The 16,054-nt window shown below is 56.3% G+C and carries 17 protein-coding genes; 5 read left to right on the top strand and 12 right to left on the bottom strand.

Translation table 11 applies throughout. The features are described 5' to 3' along the window. Positions 1–174 precede the first annotated feature (174 nt). The 4 genes from bfr to pyrC form a co-directional block, all read right to left on the bottom strand. Positions 175–648, bottom strand: coding sequence for a bacterioferritin (gene bfr, locus ACCD02_RS13090; RefSeq protein ID WP_259098712.1), 474 nt, complete (start codon positions 646–648; stop codon positions 175–177). Positions 649–847: 199 nt separating this feature from the next. Further along, positions 848–1,066 (bottom strand): bacterioferritin-associated ferredoxin, encoded by a 219-nt coding sequence (locus ACCD02_RS13085; protein WP_413302114.1) that lies wholly within the window; start codon positions 1,064–1,066, stop codon positions 848–850. Positions 1,067–1,374: 308 nt separating this feature from the next. Then, complete coding sequence (rnt, locus tag ACCD02_RS13080) at positions 1,375–2,052, bottom strand: ribonuclease T (protein ID WP_413302111.1); 678 nt, start codon at positions 2,050–2,052, stop codon at positions 1,375–1,377. Then, complete coding sequence (gene pyrC / locus ACCD02_RS13075) at positions 2,049–3,095, bottom strand: dihydroorotase (protein WP_413302109.1); 1,047 nt, start codon at positions 3,093–3,095, stop codon at positions 2,049–2,051. The genes rnt and pyrC overlap by 4 nt, the downstream gene beginning before the upstream one ends. A gap of 148 nt (positions 3,096–3,243) precedes the next feature. Between pyrC and ACCD02_RS13070 the strand changes: the two genes are divergently transcribed. Together ACCD02_RS13070 and ACCD02_RS13065 are read left to right on the top strand one after the other, a co-directional pair. Next, on the top strand, positions 3,244–4,158 hold the full coding sequence (locus ACCD02_RS13070) for a flagellar protein MotY (RefSeq protein WP_413302106.1): 915 nt from the start codon (positions 3,244–3,246) through the stop codon (positions 4,156–4,158). Between the two features lie 126 nt (positions 4,159–4,284). Further along, on the top strand, positions 4,285–5,502 hold the full coding sequence (locus tag ACCD02_RS13065) for an argininosuccinate synthase (RefSeq protein ID WP_259098719.1): 1,218 nt from the start codon (positions 4,285–4,287) through the stop codon (positions 5,500–5,502). Between the two features lie 94 nt (positions 5,503–5,596). Here the strand turns inward: ACCD02_RS13065 and ACCD02_RS13060 are convergent, their stop codons facing one another. The 3 genes from ACCD02_RS13060 to ACCD02_RS13050 all read right to left on the bottom strand — a co-directional run bounded on the left by ACCD02_RS13060 (position 5,597) and on the right by ACCD02_RS13050 (position 7,261). Then, positions 5,597–5,875, bottom strand: coding sequence for a hypothetical protein (locus ACCD02_RS13060; protein WP_413302104.1), 279 nt, complete (start codon positions 5,873–5,875; stop codon positions 5,597–5,599). A 400-nt stretch (positions 5,876–6,275) separates the two neighbouring features. Continuing rightward, entirely contained in the window at positions 6,276–6,551 is a 276-nt protein-coding gene (locus ACCD02_RS13055; protein ID WP_413302101.1) for a hypothetical protein, read from the bottom strand. 179 nt (positions 6,552–6,730) lie between these two features. Next, entirely contained in the window at positions 6,731–7,261 is a 531-nt protein-coding gene (locus ACCD02_RS13050) for a helix-turn-helix domain-containing protein (protein WP_413302099.1), read from the bottom strand. A gap of 1,225 nt (positions 7,262–8,486) precedes the next feature. Here ACCD02_RS13050 and ACCD02_RS13045 point away from each other — a divergent pair. Next, entirely contained in the window at positions 8,487–9,113 is a 627-nt protein-coding gene (locus tag ACCD02_RS13045; protein WP_259098725.1) for a response regulator transcription factor, read from the top strand. 135 nt (positions 9,114–9,248) lie between these two features. Here the strand turns inward: ACCD02_RS13045 and ACCD02_RS13040 are convergent, their stop codons facing one another. The 4 genes from ACCD02_RS13040 to metG form a co-directional block, all read right to left on the bottom strand. Beyond that, a complete protein-coding gene (locus tag ACCD02_RS13040; protein WP_413302095.1) occupies positions 9,249–9,431 on the bottom strand; it encodes a PA3496 family putative envelope integrity protein in 183 nt (60 codons plus the stop codon). A gap of 105 nt (positions 9,432–9,536) precedes the next feature. After that, on the bottom strand, positions 9,537–10,175 hold the full coding sequence (gene nth, locus ACCD02_RS13035) for an endonuclease III (protein ID WP_413302092.1): 639 nt from the start codon (positions 10,173–10,175) through the stop codon (positions 9,537–9,539). After that, positions 10,172–11,188 carry an electron transport complex subunit RsxB gene (rsxB, locus tag ACCD02_RS13030; RefSeq protein ID WP_413302462.1) on the bottom strand — a complete coding sequence of 339 codons (1,017 nt, stop codon included), beginning with the start codon at positions 11,186–11,188 and terminating at the stop codon, positions 10,172–10,174. Before rsxB ends, nth begins: the two co-directional genes overlap by 4 nt. Before the next feature lie 216 nt (positions 11,189–11,404). Continuing rightward, complete coding sequence (gene metG / locus ACCD02_RS13025) at positions 11,405–13,447, bottom strand: methionine--tRNA ligase (RefSeq protein ID WP_413302089.1); 2,043 nt, start codon at positions 13,445–13,447, stop codon at positions 11,405–11,407. 176 nt (positions 13,448–13,623) lie between these two features. Here metG and apbC point away from each other — a divergent pair, with 176 nt between their 5' ends. After that, positions 13,624–14,718 (top strand): iron-sulfur cluster carrier protein ApbC, encoded by a 1,095-nt coding sequence (gene apbC / locus ACCD02_RS13020; protein ID WP_413302086.1) that lies wholly within the window; start codon positions 13,624–13,626, stop codon positions 14,716–14,718. 160 nt (positions 14,719–14,878) lie between these two features. Here the strand turns inward: apbC and ACCD02_RS13015 are convergent, their stop codons facing one another. After that, entirely contained in the window at positions 14,879–15,088 is a 210-nt protein-coding gene (locus ACCD02_RS13015; protein ID WP_002554837.1) for a cold-shock protein, read from the bottom strand. A gap of 309 nt (positions 15,089–15,397) precedes the next feature. On the opposite strand from ACCD02_RS13015, the gene dcd reads away from it, so the two are divergent. After that, complete coding sequence (gene dcd, locus ACCD02_RS13010; protein ID WP_002554836.1) at positions 15,398–15,964, top strand: dCTP deaminase; 567 nt, start codon at positions 15,398–15,400, stop codon at positions 15,962–15,964. Positions 15,965–16,054: the final 90 nt, after the last annotated feature.

The following is a 16,054-nucleotide window of genomic DNA, read 5'->3' as shown; positions in this document are numbered from 1 at the left end:
GACGGGCATTCGCTGCGAGTTGCCAGCCACAGAAAAGCCCTGCATGTGCAGGGCTTTTTTGTGTTCGCTGTGACTGGCTTGAAGCAGCTACTGTGGGAGCGAATTCATTCGCGAATCAATTCGCCCACAACCCGCGCGCGATCCAAGTGGCCGTACGCAGATTAAGCAAAGTGCTTAGTCATCACCCATCTGCGATTGCAGATAGTTCTCGATGCCGACCTTGTCGATCAGGCCCAGCTGGGTTTCCAGCCAGTCAATGTGCTCTTCTTCGGATTCGAGAATGTCTTCCAGCAATTCGCGGCTGCCGAAGTCGCCAACCACTTCGAAGTGAGCGATGGCGGCCTTGAGGTCAGCCAGGCCTTTCTGCTCGATCTTCAGGTCGCACTCCAGCATTTCCTTGGTGTGCTCGCCGATCAGAATCTTGCCCAGGTCCTGCAGGTTAGGCAGGCCTTCCAGGAACAGGATGCGCTTGATCAGCTTGTCAGCGTGTTTCATCTCGTCGATGGATTCGTGGTACTCGTGGGCACCCAGCTTTTTCAGACCCCAGTCTTCATACATGCGTGCATGCAGGAAGTATTGGTTGATCGCGACCAGCTCGTTTCCGAGGATCTTGTTGAGATGCTGGATGACTGTAATGTCGCCTTTCATGTTCGAGGTCCTGCCGTGGAGAGGTATATAGAGTGCAAGTTTGAGCCGCACGTATACGTCTGTCAAACCTAAGTATTTGAATAATAAGTGAAAATAAATAGGAATAAGAATGTTTGAGTTCCGCATCTTGTCCCTAAGCGGTTGAATTACAGGCATAAAAAAACCGGACGCCAGGTCCGGTTCTTTACATATGCGTGTTTCAGGCAGCTGAAAATTCTGCCGGATAAGCCAGTGAAGCCTGAGCGCTTTGCAATTCGGTCAGGGTTTCACGTACCACTTCCTTCGCAAGGCAGGCACATTTCCCACATTTGCTGGCGACTCCCAGCGTTTGGCGCACTTCCTTGTAGCTGCAGCAACCTTCGAGGATTGCATCGCGGATTTGTCCGTCAGTAACACCTTGGCAGAGGCAAACGTACATATAAGGAAACCGTGGTTGGTGATGACTCGATATGGTCTGGATCTTAATGTTAATGAGAATGCTTGTCAAAGTTACTTTGGAGTCAGTCTGGCGTCGTCGATGAGCGGTAAACCCTTATTTATATGGGGTTATAGAGTGCGGGCGCGGGCTCGCAGGAGCTGCCGAAGGCTGCGAACGCGGTGCGCAGAGAAATCCATTGGCAGCCTTCAGCAGCTCCTGCAGGGACGCATTTCAGATCATGGGGTTGGACTGGCAGGCACAAAAAAACCGGCCTGATAAGGGCCGGTTCTCGGTGCATCGGGAAGGCTTCAGTCGTCGAAGTCTTCCCAGCCGCCCATTTCCTTCCAGCGATTGACGATGCCGCAGAACAGCTCGGCGGTCTTCTCGGTGTCATAGCGGGCCGAGTGGGCCTCGCGTCCGTCGAAGTCGATGCCGGCGGCCTGGCAGGCCTTGGCCAGAACGGTCTGGCCGTAGGCAAGCCCGGCCAGGGTGGCGGTGTCGAAACTGGAGAAGGGGTGAAACGGGTTGCGCTTCATGTCCAGGCGAGCGACGGCGGCGTTGAGGAAGCCCAGGTCGAAGCTGGCGTTGTGGCCGACCAGCACGGCGCGTTTGCAGCCATTGGCTTTCAGTGCCTTGCGTACGCCACGGAAGATGTCGTTCAGCGCGGTTTCTTCGCTGACGGCCATGCGCAGTGGATGGTCGAGCTTGATCCCGGTGAACTCAAGGGCCGCTGCTTCGATATTGGCGCCTTCGAAAGGCTCGACGCGGAAGAAATAGGTATGTTCAGGGAACACGAAGCCTTTCTCGTCCATGCCGATGGTGACGGCGGCGATTTCCAGCAGGGCATCGGTGGCCGAATTGAAACCACCGGTTTCTACGTCGATGACGACCGGCAGGTAGCCGCGAAAGCGCGCAGCCATCGGATGGCGCGAACCGACGCCACCACCATGGCCTTCTTGCTCATCGTCGTAATGGTCTTCACTCACTGTTGTTTCTCCAGCAGGCGCCAGCGCAGTTTTTCACCGGCGCGCAGCGGGATGACGGACAGCTCGCCAAACGGCAGGCTGGCAGGGGCTGTCCATTCTTCGCGGATCAGCGTGATGCTGTCCGTGTTCGGTGCTACACCATAGAAGGCGGGGCCGTTGAGGCTGGCAAAACCTTCCAGCTTGTCCAGCGCATTGCGCTGTTCGAACGCTTCGGCATACATCTCGATGGCGGCATAGGCGGTGTAGCAGCCGGCGCAACCACAGGCGGCTTCCTTGGCGTGCTGGGCGTGGGGGGCCGAGTCAGTGCCGAGGAAGAACTTGCTGCTGCCGCTGGTTGCGGCGTCGAGCAGCGCGCTTTGATGCGTGTTGCGTTTCAGGATCGGCAGGCAATAGAAATGTGGCCGAATTCCGCCCACCAACATGTGGTTGCGGTTATACAACAGGTGATGCGCGGTGATGGTCGCGCCGACGTTGGCCGAAGCCTCGTTGACGAACTGCACGGCATCGCCGGTGGTGATGTGTTCGAACACGACTTTGAGCGTCGGGAAGCGTTCGACGACGCGGCGCATGTGCTCGTCGATGAACATTTTTTCCCGGTCGAAGACGTCAATCTCGCTGCGCGTCACCTCACCATGTACCAGCAGGGGCATGCCGACTTCGGCCATGGTCTCGAGCACGGCAAAGATCTTGTCGATGCTGGTGACGCCCGAATCGGAGTTGGTGGTGGCGCCCGCCGGGTACAGCTTGGCGGCATGGACGAAGCCGGTGGCCTTGGCCGCGCGGATGTCCTCGGGCTGGGTCAGGTCAGTCAGGTAAAGCACCATCAGCGGCTCGAAGCGGCTGCCAGCCGGGCGTGCAGCCAGGATACGCTGGCGATAGGCGTCGGCTTCCTGGGCGTTACGTACGGGGGGCACCAGGTTCGGCATGATGATTGCGCGGCCAAATGTGCGCGCAACGTCAGCAACGGTGTGCGGCAAGACAGCTCCATCACGGAGGTGAATATGCCAGTCGTCGGGACGCAAAAGAGTCAGGAGGTCGGACATTGGGGATTCCAGGCGGGTCAAACTGGCTGGGAATGCTACCGGAAAAGACTCTCTCAGGCACTCGCTATCAAGTTTTGCAGGAACGTACCGATAGCTGCACATAGAAGTAAATTTTTGTTACGCGCAACTTTTTGAAATGGAGCCTCCCGTGCGCCAGCGATATTTAGCCTTGCTCAGCGTGTTCGCCAGCCTTCCGGCCATGGCGCTTACCTTCCAGACCCGTCTGGAAAGCATCGAGTGGAAGGTCGAAGGCGACAAGTTCGAGTGTCGCTTGAGCCAACCCATCACCGGTTTCGGTGCGGGCGAGTTCGTGCGCCGCGCGGGAGAGCAGGCGACCTTTCGTCTGAATGCGCCCGGCAACATGCTGGGTCGGGGCTCCGCGACCCTGGTGGCGGCGGCAGCGCCCTGGCAGCCGGGCCGTGGCGATATCAATCTGGGCTCAGTGAAGGTGGTCAACGGTGATGTACCGTTCAACAGCTCCCAAGGCCAGGCCGGACAACTGATCAGTGGGCTGATGGACGGGCGTAGCCCGGTCATCCGTCACTATTCCAGCCAAGGCAGCGGCGTGATGGAAGTGCGCCTGTTGCCGGTCAAGTTCAGCCAGGCCTACAGCGATTACCAGCTGTGCGTGGCCAAGCTGTTGCCAATGAACTTTGAGCAGGTCAAGCAGACGGAAGTCGGATTTCCCGGCGGCGGTATCGAGCTGGATGCCAGCGCCAAGCGTCGGCTGGATACTGTCGTGGCCTTCATGAAGGCCGACCCGACGGTCAACCACGTCGATCTTGACGGCCATTCCGATAACAGCGGCAACCGCCTGACCAACCGTGATCTGTCACGTCGGCGTGCGCTGGCGGTAATGGAATACCTCAAGGCCCAGGGCATCCCCGAGGAGCAGATCAACGTCCGCTTCCATGGCGAGGCCTATCCGCTGGCGCCGAACACCAACAACGCCAATCGGGCGCGTAACCGTCGGGTCAATGTGCATCTGGACCGGGTGCCGGCAGACCAGAAGGCCGCGCCCGCTCCAATGGCCAGTTCGACGAGCGCGGCCAAGATCTCCTGACACACTTTTAGTCGCACTGGCGAAATAATCTGTCGCTTTGTCGTCACAAGCTGTCGCGCCTCTATAACTTCAACTGTTTCGACGGTAGAATCACCGGTTTTCCGTACAACCCGGTGGAGTGATGGCATGGCGGACGTAAACAAGGTAGTTCTGGCGTATTCCGGTGGCCTGGATACTTCGGTAATCCTCAAGTGGCTGCAGGATACCTATAACTGCGAAGTGGTGACCTTTACCGCTGACCTGGGTCAGGGCGAAGAGGTCGAGCCGGCACGTGCCAAGGCTCAGGCCATGGGCGTAAAAGAAATCTACATCGACGACCTGCGCGAAGAGTTCGTGCGTGATTTCGTGTTCCCGATGTTCCGCGCCAACACTGTCTATGAAGGCGAGTACCTGCTGGGTACTTCCATCGCCCGTCCGTTGATCGCCAAGCGCCTGATCGAAATCGCCAACGAAACCGGTGCTGACGCCATTTCCCATGGCGCTACCGGCAAAGGCAACGACCAGGTCCGTTTCGAACTCGGCGCATACGCGCTCAAGCCAGGCGTGAAAGTCATCGCTCCATGGCGCGAGTGGGACCTGCTGTCGCGCGAGAAGCTGATGGACTACGCCGAGAAGCACGCGATCCCGATCGAACGTCACGGCAAGAAGAAATCTCCGTACTCCATGGATGCCAACCTGCTGCATATTTCCTATGAAGGCGGCGTGCTGGAAGATACCTGGACCGAGCACGAAGAAGACATGTGGCGCTGGACCGTCTCCCCGGAAAACGCGCCCGACGCACCGCAGTACCTGGAGCTGACCTACCGCAACGGCGACATCGTGGCCCTGGACGGCGTGGAGATGACGCCTGCGACCGTACTGGCGACCCTGAACCGTATCGGCGGCGAACACGGCATCGGCCGTCTGGACATCGTCGAGAACCGTTACGTCGGCATGAAGTCGCGTGGCTGTTATGAGACGCCTGGCGGCACCATCATGCTGCGCGCGCACCGCGCCATCGAATCCATCACCCTGGATCGTGAAGTCGCTCACCTCAAGGATGAGCTGATGCCCAAGTACGCCAGCCTGATCTACACCGGCTACTGGTGGAGTCCTGAGCGCCTGATGCTGCAACAGATGATCGATGCGTCCCAGGCCCATGTGAACGGCGTTGTGCGCCTGAAGCTCTACAAAGGCAATGTTATCGTCACCGGTCGCAAGTCCGACGAATCGTTGTTCGACGCCAACATTGCTACCTTCGAGGAAGATGGCGGCGCCTACAACCAGGCCGACGCGGCAGGCTTCATCAAGCTCAACGCCCTGCGCATGCGTATCGCGGCTAACAAAGGCCGCAAGCTGTTCTAAGAGCGGTTCTGCTCAAGAGGCAGCCCCCACCGGGGGCTGCCCCTGGAATCTGTGTATACCGAGCTCATACGCTCAGTAGTGCTGCCTGTTGCATTCAACGTCCCGCTTTCTTGGCATTGCTAATCGTCTTTTTTGAGGTGGTTCCATACGGAGCACCCTGTTCCCGCGCCTGGGTGCCTGCTACGGGCGGGATTGGTTGCAGAAAAGCCAGCAAGTCCTCCATCTTTTTGCTGTAGCGCTTCAGGAGCGCCTCAAGTTTCTTTTCAAATTCGAGATCTTTTATCAGTGCTTCATTTTTTTTAAGTTTCTCCATTCGTTTCAATTGTTGGCTCAGCGCGTTTTCAGTATCGCGAAACTCTTTGAGTAATGACATGGAAACTCCAAGTGACAAGCATATTCAAATTGATGAGGGCGATCCGAAAGCATTGCCGCTGACGGGGCCGTTACAGTTCGTATCCTTGATCGCGTTTCGGTAGCGATGGGTTGAACATTAGTCGCTTTTGTATGGAAACGCTTCAAGCCTGTTTCAACGGTGAGGTCCGGTCTTTTAAAGGCAGCATGGGCAAATGCCCGATTCTTCACGTGGAATAAAATGCCTCACAGCTACTCAAGTGGGTATCTCGGTGCTTTTCCTCTTTCTCCTACAGTTCTTGATGGCTTTTCCACTATCCACAGTTATGGCTCGTAAGGGGTGGCGGCGTTTTTCCTACGCATTAACCTGTATCGAAAAAATACGGGAGTGCCGGCGCGTAAAGGGTCGGAAATAATGTATTTCATTTTGCAGGCTCCGCTGATTTTCCCTGGTTTTTCTCTCGGTTGCAGTCGTTGTTCTTGTGCCCGGGCGGCCCATGAAGCGCCTCGGGATTGAAGTTGAGCGTCAGAAAGAACATCACCACTAAAACGCATGGGAAGGCGATTAAAAACCAGATGTATATCTTGCGCTCCTGTTCGCCCAGGTAAGGTAGAACACTGGTTGCCGAAGCTTCGGACAGTGCGGCAAAAATGGCGATGATCGTGATGGGGTTGATAAGGCGAGTCGGGTATTTCATGTGAGCTTCCTTTGAGTGGGTAGGAGACAGCTCGTTTAATCAGAGCGTGAGATTTTTGCAATAGACAAAAAGGTTATTCGTGGCGTTCAGTACGGCGAGGTCCGGTAGCAAGTCGTTAGCCAGGATGGCCGGGTGATCGCGCTTCTACCGGCACCTATAACCGACAAATTGATGTTTACTCAGGTGACGTCATCATCTTCATTTGAGTGTTTGAATGCTATTCGATAAGCCTTGCCGATATTCCACACTTGTCGCAGGCTAAGTCCGAGCATTTGAGCGATTTCCTGGACGGTATAACCGAGGCTGGAAAAATGCATGGCATGGCCTGCAACAACATCATCAATTTCCGCAGGGTCCTGGCGTGCCTCTCGCTTGATCTCCAGAATAGGGCGGCTATAAGCAATCTTTACTCCGTGTTCAATGGCAAGTTGCCGAATTTCTTTCTTGTTCATTTTCAATGAGTATTGCAACGCGCATACGCCTGCGCCCTTGGCCACCAGCCCCTTGAGCTGTTCGGCCTTGGCCTGCCTGTCCGGCTCGGCAGGGCAGGGCGCCAGGCTGGAGACGCCTGGCTCGGGTAGTGAGTCAGCGGACTCTCCTCCGGGTATTACATCGATGACACCTCCCTTGGCAACAAACTGTTCTACTGCTGCAGTCAGATCCAGCGTGCCTGGATCATATGACGTCGAATGAGAAAATTTATTGTTCATGGTATATCCCTTTTTGAGCATGGTTATACACATGACCAATCCAAAAGGAGTGAGCGTCTCGTCTGGAAGTAGTCGAAGAGTCAATATCCTTGAATGGCCATGTTCATGTCGCTCGAATCCTTTCCGTTCGCTCGATGCGCAGATTCCATCTAGTGCAACATAGTTGAGGGGCTCACATATCAAATGCCCATTGTTGAAGGCGTGCTATTGATTCCCGTGTTTTTTGTGGGAATAAAAAGTGTCTTCTTTTTTGAAAAAGTAACGAGTGGTAATAGGATTTGCAAGTAAAAATATCTGCTTTACATGAATTTTATTGTGCGGGTGGTAGCTGTCTTACATGTTTATTCTTGGCGTCTGTTAGTTATGTAGTCCCTTTCCTCTTTGTTGGGTGGGGGATGGAAATTAGTAGCGATATAGTATTAGCTATTTGTCGAATGAGCTATAGATGTGTGGAAGGTTAGCGCACTGCAGAAAAATATGCAGGATAAAAATAAGTAGGGCGGTTATTAAGCGTGTTGTCCGTGTGATACCGGGCGGGCTATAAGGCGAACATTGCCGAGATATGGATAGGGTGGTGAGGTGTGGGGATTCGTCTGAAAGATCTGTAGCTTTTTTCCTAAAATATATATGTGTATATAAAAAAGCGTAGCAAGGTGTGTAATTGTTAGGTCTGGGAAGGCCCCGTGATCAGCGTTCGCAATAAATTCTGAACCTTCGTTCGAATGCGTCGCTGTTCTCGCGGTTATTCTGGGTGGTATGGATTTTTCGCTGCCCCGAGAGGTGCGCTGACCCGGCTCAGGGCAGGCAATCAGTGGTGATGTTGTCGAGGATGTCCGAAAGGTGGTGGCTATGAGCTATAGGGTGGCGTTTGGCGCGATGAGAGGTGTCCGCGCAAGCTCATATTCATTGCTCTGGTGCAGGTGGTTTGATTAGTCCAAAGGAGTATTTGGTGGGTGTGGGTGCTTATTGTAATAATTCTTTTCATCGGAGCACGGTTTCATCATGCAATACCGACTACGTAATGGTTTGTACCGTTCCAGGGAGTACCTTCCATGAAAACAATGGAAGCACTATCAGTTTTGCTTAATTTTGTAGGAAAAGTCTGTTCCGGAAGTGGGAATGGTCTTTGGGTGTTAGTCCGTAGGGGGGTGTGCCATGCAAAGCAGTAAACGACTAGGCTATTGTGCTGACTCTGAAAATTCTAATAGCAAAATTTGGACTGCCCATGAATAAAGTGCTGATCGTGGACGATCATCCCGTCATTCGCCTTGCCGTACGCATGCTGATGGAGCGTCATGGTTATGAGGTCATTGCGGAGACAGACAATGGAGTGGACGCACTGCAACTGGCTCGGGAACATTTGCCGGATATCGTGATTCTGGACATCGGCATCCCCAAGCTCGATGGTTTGGAGGTGATTTCCCGTCTGTCCGCCATGACCCTGTCATTCAAGGTCCTGATTCTGACGTCCCAATCGCCGGGGCATTTCTCCATGCGCTGCATGCAGGCGGGGGCGGCTGGCTATGTGTGCAAGCAGCAGGACCTGACGGAGCTGCTCAGTGCCATTAAGGCGGTTCTGTCGGGCTACAGCTATTTCCCCAATCAGGCCCTGCATACAGTGCGTTCCAGTATGGGTAACGCCAGCGAGGCGGACATGGTTGACCGGCTGTCGGGGCGGGAAATGATGGTGTTGCAGCAACTCGCCAGAGGCAGGACCAACAAGGAAATTGCTGACAGCATGTTTTTGAGCAATAAAACGGTCAGCACTTACAAGACACGCCTGTTACTCAAGCTCAATGCCCATTCACTGGTTGATCTTATTGAACTTGCGCAACGTAATGGGTTGGTCTGAATTGCCTCGGGTCGCCTGGTTTTTGCGAGGGTAATAAACGAGGTATTGGTTGATTTGATTCGTTTATCTGCAATTGCATCAAAGCCCCTGTAGAAGAGGGGCTTTAACCGGTCAGGTATCGGGGCGGGACAGAGATCAGAGGTCGAAATCGTAATCGGCCAACTGCTTTTGCAGGCGGCGTTCTTCAAGAAGATTGTCGATGGTGCGGCGCTTGCTCAGGTTGGTCTTGGCCTGCTCGACCAGGGGTTGTTCGCTATCGTCCGCTTCAACAGCAATGAAATCGTCGTCTACGTCTAACTGCTCTTTGTCAGTACTCATCACTTGACTCCAGGCTTAGGCTGTCATTGGCGCACCTTATAGCGAGAATCCCGAGACGGGTAAAAAAGATTTTTTCAATCGATTCATGCTTGAACTCACTATCGCTCAATCATCCGAGGTCTTGAGCTTGTATTCGCACAGATCCTCGATCCGGCAACTGCCGCAGCGTGGCTTACGCGCCTGGCAAACATAACGCCCGTGAAGAATCAGCCAATGGTGGGCATCGAGCAAATACGGTTTGGGAACGAACTTCATTAGTTGCTTTTCAACATCAACGACATTTTTGCCAGGAGCAATGCCGGTTCGGTTGCTGACCCTGAAAATATGCGTGTCGACCGCCATGGCGATCTGGCGAAAGGCGGTATTGAGGACGACGTTGGCGGTCTTGCGACCGACACCAGGCAGTGCTTCAAGCGCCTCGCGGGTTTCCGGCACCTGGCCATTGTGGCGCTCCATCAGTAGGCGGCAGGTTTCGATCACATTCTTGGCTTTGCTGTTATACAGGCCGATGGTCTTGATGTACTCGGACAAGCCTTCGACACCCAGCGCATGAATCGCCTGGGGGGTATTGGCGACCGGGTAGAGCTTTGCCGTGGCCTTGTTGACGCTGACGTCGGTGGCCTGGGCTGAAAGGATGACCGATATCAGCAGCTCGAACGGCGTGCTGTAGGCCAGTTCGGTCTTGGGATCGGGATTGTCTTCGTGCAGCCGACGAAAAATCTCAAGGCGTTTCACAGCATTCATAACGATGACTTTTCCGTGAGAGGGGGCTGACCGGCATCCCGCAGCGCCTGTTCGGCACTTTCAAGTTCTGCGCTCAGTGCCAGCAATTGTTCTTGCGCTGCCTGATTGGTCCGCGCCTTGTTGAGTGCGGCACGGGCCATGGCCAGTTGAATTTTGGCGCGTTTAAGGTTGGCATCGTCAACCTTGGGCGGCGTGACGGTTGGTGCGGGTATTACGCTTTGCCGGGCAAGCAGGTGTTCCAGTTGCTGTTCGGCCAGTTCGAATGCCTGCCCCATGACCTTCAACTGGGCTGCCTGTTCGGCAATGGGCGGGTGTCTGAACGCTTTTAGCGACTTGTGCAGTTGCGCGCGGCTCATGGCCACGGCAATCCGTGCCTTCTTCAGGTTTTCATCCTGAGGATCGGCAGGGAGGGGCTGCGTTGATGCTGCAAGGGGGGCGGCCGTGGTGTTGTGGGTCATGCGTGCATTGCGCTCGGCGATACGCCGCTGTTCTTCGCGAAGCAGGCGGGCGTTACGGGACTCAAAGCGCTTGCGCGCACGATCGCGTTTTACCGCGCGGGCCTGACGTTGCTCGCCGCTGACTGCCAGGCCGCCGACAATCGGGGTTACCCCGGTCAACGGCAGCGGCAACATGTCGATGCAGTCCACCGGGCAGGGCGCCACACATAGATCACACCCTGTGCATTCGTCGCTGATTACCGTGTGCATCAGTTTGGCGGCGCCGACTATGGCGTCTACCGGGCATGCCTGGATGCATTTGGTGCAGCCAATGCACTCGGCCTCACGAATAAAGGCGATCTGAGCAGGCGCCAAGCCACGTTCGCTATCCAGTGTCAGCTTCGGAACATGCAGCAGCTCAGCCAGGGCCGCGATGGTCTCGTCGCCGCCGGGCGGGCATTTGTTGATCGCTTCGCCTTTGGCGATCCCTTGGGCGTAGGGCTTGCAGCCGGGATGGCCGCATTTGCCGCACTGGGTTTGCGGCAGCAGCGCATCGATACGCTGGATCAGGCTCATGGTTTCACCCGTCATGATCTTTCAGGCCTTTGGGCCTTTATCAAGGGTAGGCAGTATTCGTAGGTATCAGCGGTGTATCGAGCACAGGGCTTATGTGGGACCGGCTCCAGCCGGGAAAGCGACATCACAGACGATAGAGACACATCGTTCACGCCTGCGCCTTCCCGGCTGAAGCCGGTCCCACACCAAACATCGGTAATAACGATGCTTCGGCCTTTACTTGATCCGTTGACCTGGCTTGGCGCCGCTGTCCGGGCTGAGCAGGTAGATTTCTTCACCGCCAGGGCCAGCTGCCATCACCATGCCTTCGGAGATGCCGAAGCGCATTTTCCGTGGCTTGAGGTTGGCGATCATCATGGTCAGTCGACCTTCCAGTTCTGCCGGGTTCGGATAGGCGCTCTTGATTCCGGAGAACACGTTGCGTTGTTCGTCGCCGATATCCAGGGTCAGGCGCAGCAGCTTGTCTGCACCTTCCACATGCTCGGCCTTGACGATCAGGGCCACGCGCAGGTCGATGGCGGCGAAGGCGTCAAAGTCGATCTCTGCCGACAGCGGATCCTTGGCCAGTTCACCATTGCCTTTGGGCGCGGTATCGGTGGCCTGGGCGGTCAGATCTTCCTTCGAGGCTGCGGTCATGGCCTCGACCTTGAGCGGATCTATACGTGTCATCAGAGCCTGGAACGGGTTGAGCTGATGGTTGCTCAGCAGCGTCAGATGGTCATCCCAGGTCAGCGGCGCGACGTTAAGGAACTGCTCGGCATCGGTTGCCAGTTTCGGCAACACCGGTTTGAGGAAGATCACCAACTGGCGGAACAGGTTCACGCCCAGGGCGCAGACAGCCTGCACTTCATCCTGTTTGCCTTCCTGCTTGGCCAGGGCCCAGGGGGCTTTCTCGGCGATATAGGCATTGGCGCGGTCGGCCAGGCCCATGATTTCGCGCATGGCGCGGGCAAAGTCACGGCCTTCGTAGGCTTCGGCGATGCCGGGCGCGGCGGCCAGGAAGGCGTCGGTCAGCTCCGGCGCAGCGTTGCCAGCGACCAATACGCCAGCATTGCCCTTATGGATAAAACCGGCGCAACGGCTGGCAATGTTGACGACCTTGCCGATCAGGTCCGAGTTGACCTTCTGCACGAAGTCTTCGAGATTCAGATCCAGGTCATCGACGCCACGGCCCAGCTTGGCTGCGTAGTAGTAACGCAGGTATTCAGGCGACAGGTGTTCCAGGTAGGTGCGTGCCTTGATAAAGGTGCCGCGCGACTTGGACATTTTCTGGCCATTGACGGTCAGGTAGCCGTGCACGTTGATGCCGGTCGGCTTGCGGAAACCGGCGCCTTCAAGCATGGCCGGCCAGAACAGGGCGTGGAAGTTGACGATGTCCTTGCCGATGAAGTGGTACAGCTCGCCCTTGGAGTCCGGTGCCCAGAAAGCATCGAAGTCCAGTTCCGGGCGGCGTGCGCAGAGGTTCTTGAAGCTGGCCATGTAGCCGATCGGCGCATCCAGCCAGACATAGAAGTACTTGCCCGGCTCATCCGGGATCTCGAAGCCGAAATACGGCGCGTCGCGGGAGATGTCCCACTGTTGCAGGCCGGTGTCCAGCCATTCGGAGAGCTTGTTGGCCACGGCGTCCTGAAGGGTGCCGCTGCGGGTCCAGCTCTTGAGCATGGCATCGAAGGCCGGCAGGTCGAAGAAGAAGTGCTTGGAGTCCTTGAGTACCGGCGTGGCGCCGGAGATCGCCGACTTGGGATCCTTCAGATCGGTCGGCGCGTAGGTGGCGCCGCACTTCTCGCAGTTGTCGCCGTACTGGTCCTCGGTGCCGCATTTCGGGCAGGTGCCCTTGATGAAGCGGTCGGCCAGGAACATTTTCTTTTCCGGGTCGAAATACTGGGTCACCGAACGGGTGGCGATATGCCCGGCGTCGCGCAGGCGGGTGTAGATCAGGCTCGACAGCTCGCGGTTTTCATCCGAGTGGGTCGAATGGAAGTTGTCGAAATCCACCAGGAAGTCGGCAAAGTCGGCGCTGTGTTCGGCCTTGACGTTGTCGATCAGTTGTTCCGGGGTGATGCCTTCCTTTTCCGCGCGCAGCATGATCGCCGAGCCATGGGCATCGTCTGCGCAGACATACACGCACTGGTTGCCGCGATGCTTCTGGAAGCGCACCCACATGTCGGTCTGGATGTACTCGAGCATGTGACCAAGGTGAATGGAACCATTGGCATAGGGCAGGGCGCTGGTGACGAGAATCTTGCGTGGCTCGGACATGGGGCTCGGCTACTTGAAGTGAAACGGAGGTCGGCCACTATAAAGGTCTGAGCATTTTTTTTCACCCCGCGCTGACGTGGGAATGTGCCTTGATGTGCGGCGAAATCATGCCGCAACTCCAGAGAAGGGGTAGGATAGCCGCCTGTTTTACTCAGCCATTTCTTCGGGAGTTACCCATGAGCGCAGTCAGTCGCGCCGCGGTGGAAGCCGTCCTGCGTCAATACACCGACCCTTATCTGAATCAGGACCCGGTCAGTGCCGGTTGCGTACGGGCCATCGAGATCAACGGCGGACATGTTCAGGTTCGCCTGGAATTGGGCTATGCCGCCGCCTTGTTCAAGAACGGCTGGGCGCAGATGCTGCAGATAGCCATCGAAGGGCTCGACGGCGTGTCCTCGGCCAAGGTCGAGATCAATAGCGTGATCGTCGCGCACAAGGCCCAGGGCCAGGTGCCGAGCCTGGGCAACGTCAAGAACATCATCGCCGTGGCTTCGGGCAAGGGCGGCGTGGGCAAGTCGACCACGGCAGCCAACCTGGCGCTGGCGCTGTCCCGAGAAGGTGCGCGGGTCGGTATTCTCGATGCGGATATCTACGGCCCGAGCCAGGGCGTGATGTTCGGCATTGCCGAAGGCACACGGCCGAAGATCAAGGATCAGAAGTGGTTCGTGCCCATCGAGGCCCATGGCATTGAGGTCATGTCCATGGCGTTCCTGACCGACGACAACACGCCGATGGTCTGGCGCGGGCCGATGGTGTCGGGGGCGCTGCTGCAGTTGGTCACCCAGACCGCCTGGAATGACCTCGACTACCTGGTAATCGACATGCCGCCGGGCACCGGTGATATCCAGCTGACCCTGGCGCAGAAAGTGCCGGTAGCCGGCTCCGTCATCGTCACTACCCCTCAGGATCTGGCGCTGCTGGATGCCAAGAAAGGTGTGGAGATGTTCCGCAAGGTCAATATCCCGGTGCTGGGCGTGGTCGAGAACATGGCGGTGCATATCTGCTCGAACTGCGGCCATGCCGAGCATCTGTTTGGCGAAGGGGGGGGCGAGAAGCTGGCGTCGCAATATGGCGTTGACCTGTTGGCTTCGCTGCCGCTGTCGATGTTGATTCGCGAGCAGGCCGATGGCGGCAAGCCGACGGTCATTGCCGAGCCGGAAAGCCAGATAGCCATGGTCTATCAGGAGTTGGCCCGCCAGGTAGGCGCGCGGTTGGTGTTGCAGGACGCGACGCGCCAGGCGATGCCGAGTATTTCGGTGAGCGACGACTGATCGGTAATGATGCTTGTGTGGGACTGGCTTTAGCCGGGAAGGCGTATTCCCGGCCAGGCCGGTCCCACGCAGATCACCGCAAGAGCGTGCTGCTGCTTTGGCGCAGGCATAAAAAAACCCCGCTTTTGGCGGGGTTTTTTTTTAAGCGAACAAGGACAAGTTAGATAACTTGAACTTCTTCAGCTTGCATGCCTTTCTGACCGCGGGTAGCGATGAAAGAAACCTGTTGGCCTTCTTTCAGGCTTTTGAAGCCGTCGGATTGGATAGCTTTGAAGTGCACGAACAGGTCGTCACCGGATTGTGGAGTGATGAAGCCGAAGCCTTTTTCATCGTTGAACCACTTAACGGTACCAGTTTGGCGATTGGACATAGTAAATCTCCTTGGACAAAGTTAACTGCGACTCAGGAAGAGCCCTGGCCGAGACTGAGTGCAAAGAGCTGGAAAATTCATGGAGATGGTTGGATCGAAATTCAACATCGTGTAGAGATTCTCAGTGACACAAGCAACACAGTGGCGCCACCTTAACCCTTTTTCCGAGACGTGCCAATGGGGCGTGAGCGATTATTTCCAAACCCTGTTAACGCACCGCACACCACCGCTCCACAGTCTTTGAACCGGACGCGCAGGCCCGGTAAGATGCCGGACATCTTTTTTCACCTCGCTATTCAGGACACCGCCATGAGCATCAAATCGGACAAGTGGATTCGCCGCATGGCGCAGGAACACGGCATGATCGAGCCGTTCGTGGAGCGTCAGGTGCGCGGCGAAGGCGCTGATCGTGTGATCTCCTTCGGTGTGTCCAGCTATGGCTACGACGTGCGTTGCGCCGATGAATTCAAGGTGTTCACCAACATAAATTCGGCGACTGTCGATCCGAAGAATTTCGACGAAAAGAGCTTCGTCGACATCAAGAGCGACGTGTGCATCATCCCGCCGAACTCTTTCGCGCTGGCCCGCACCGTCGAATATTTCCGCATTCCGCGCAATGTCCTGACCATCTGTCTGGGCAAGAGCACCTACGCCCGCTGCGGCATCATCGTCAACGTCACGCCACTTGAGCCGGAGTGGGAAGGTCATGTAACCCTGGAATTCTCCAACACCACGACGCTGCCGGCGAAGATCTATGCCAACGAAGGCGTGGCGCAGATGCTCTTCCTCGAGTCCGACGAAGAATGCGAAGTTTCGTACAAAGATCGTGGCGGCAAGTACCAGGGCCAGCGCGGCGTCACCCTGCCACGCACCTGATCTGCCGTTGGTCATGTCGAAAGTGAATTAGTCTTGAAAACGGCACTCTACTGGTTGAATCGCTTCCACTTGCAGCAGCAAGTGGAGCTC

This window comes from Pseudomonas sp. Pseusp88 (assembly GCF_047303955.1).
Taxonomy (GTDB): domain Bacteria; phylum Pseudomonadota; class Gammaproteobacteria; order Pseudomonadales; family Pseudomonadaceae; genus Aquipseudomonas.
Note: the sequence above shows the minus strand (reverse complement) of the source record. Positions and strands in the feature narration are given on the sequence as shown.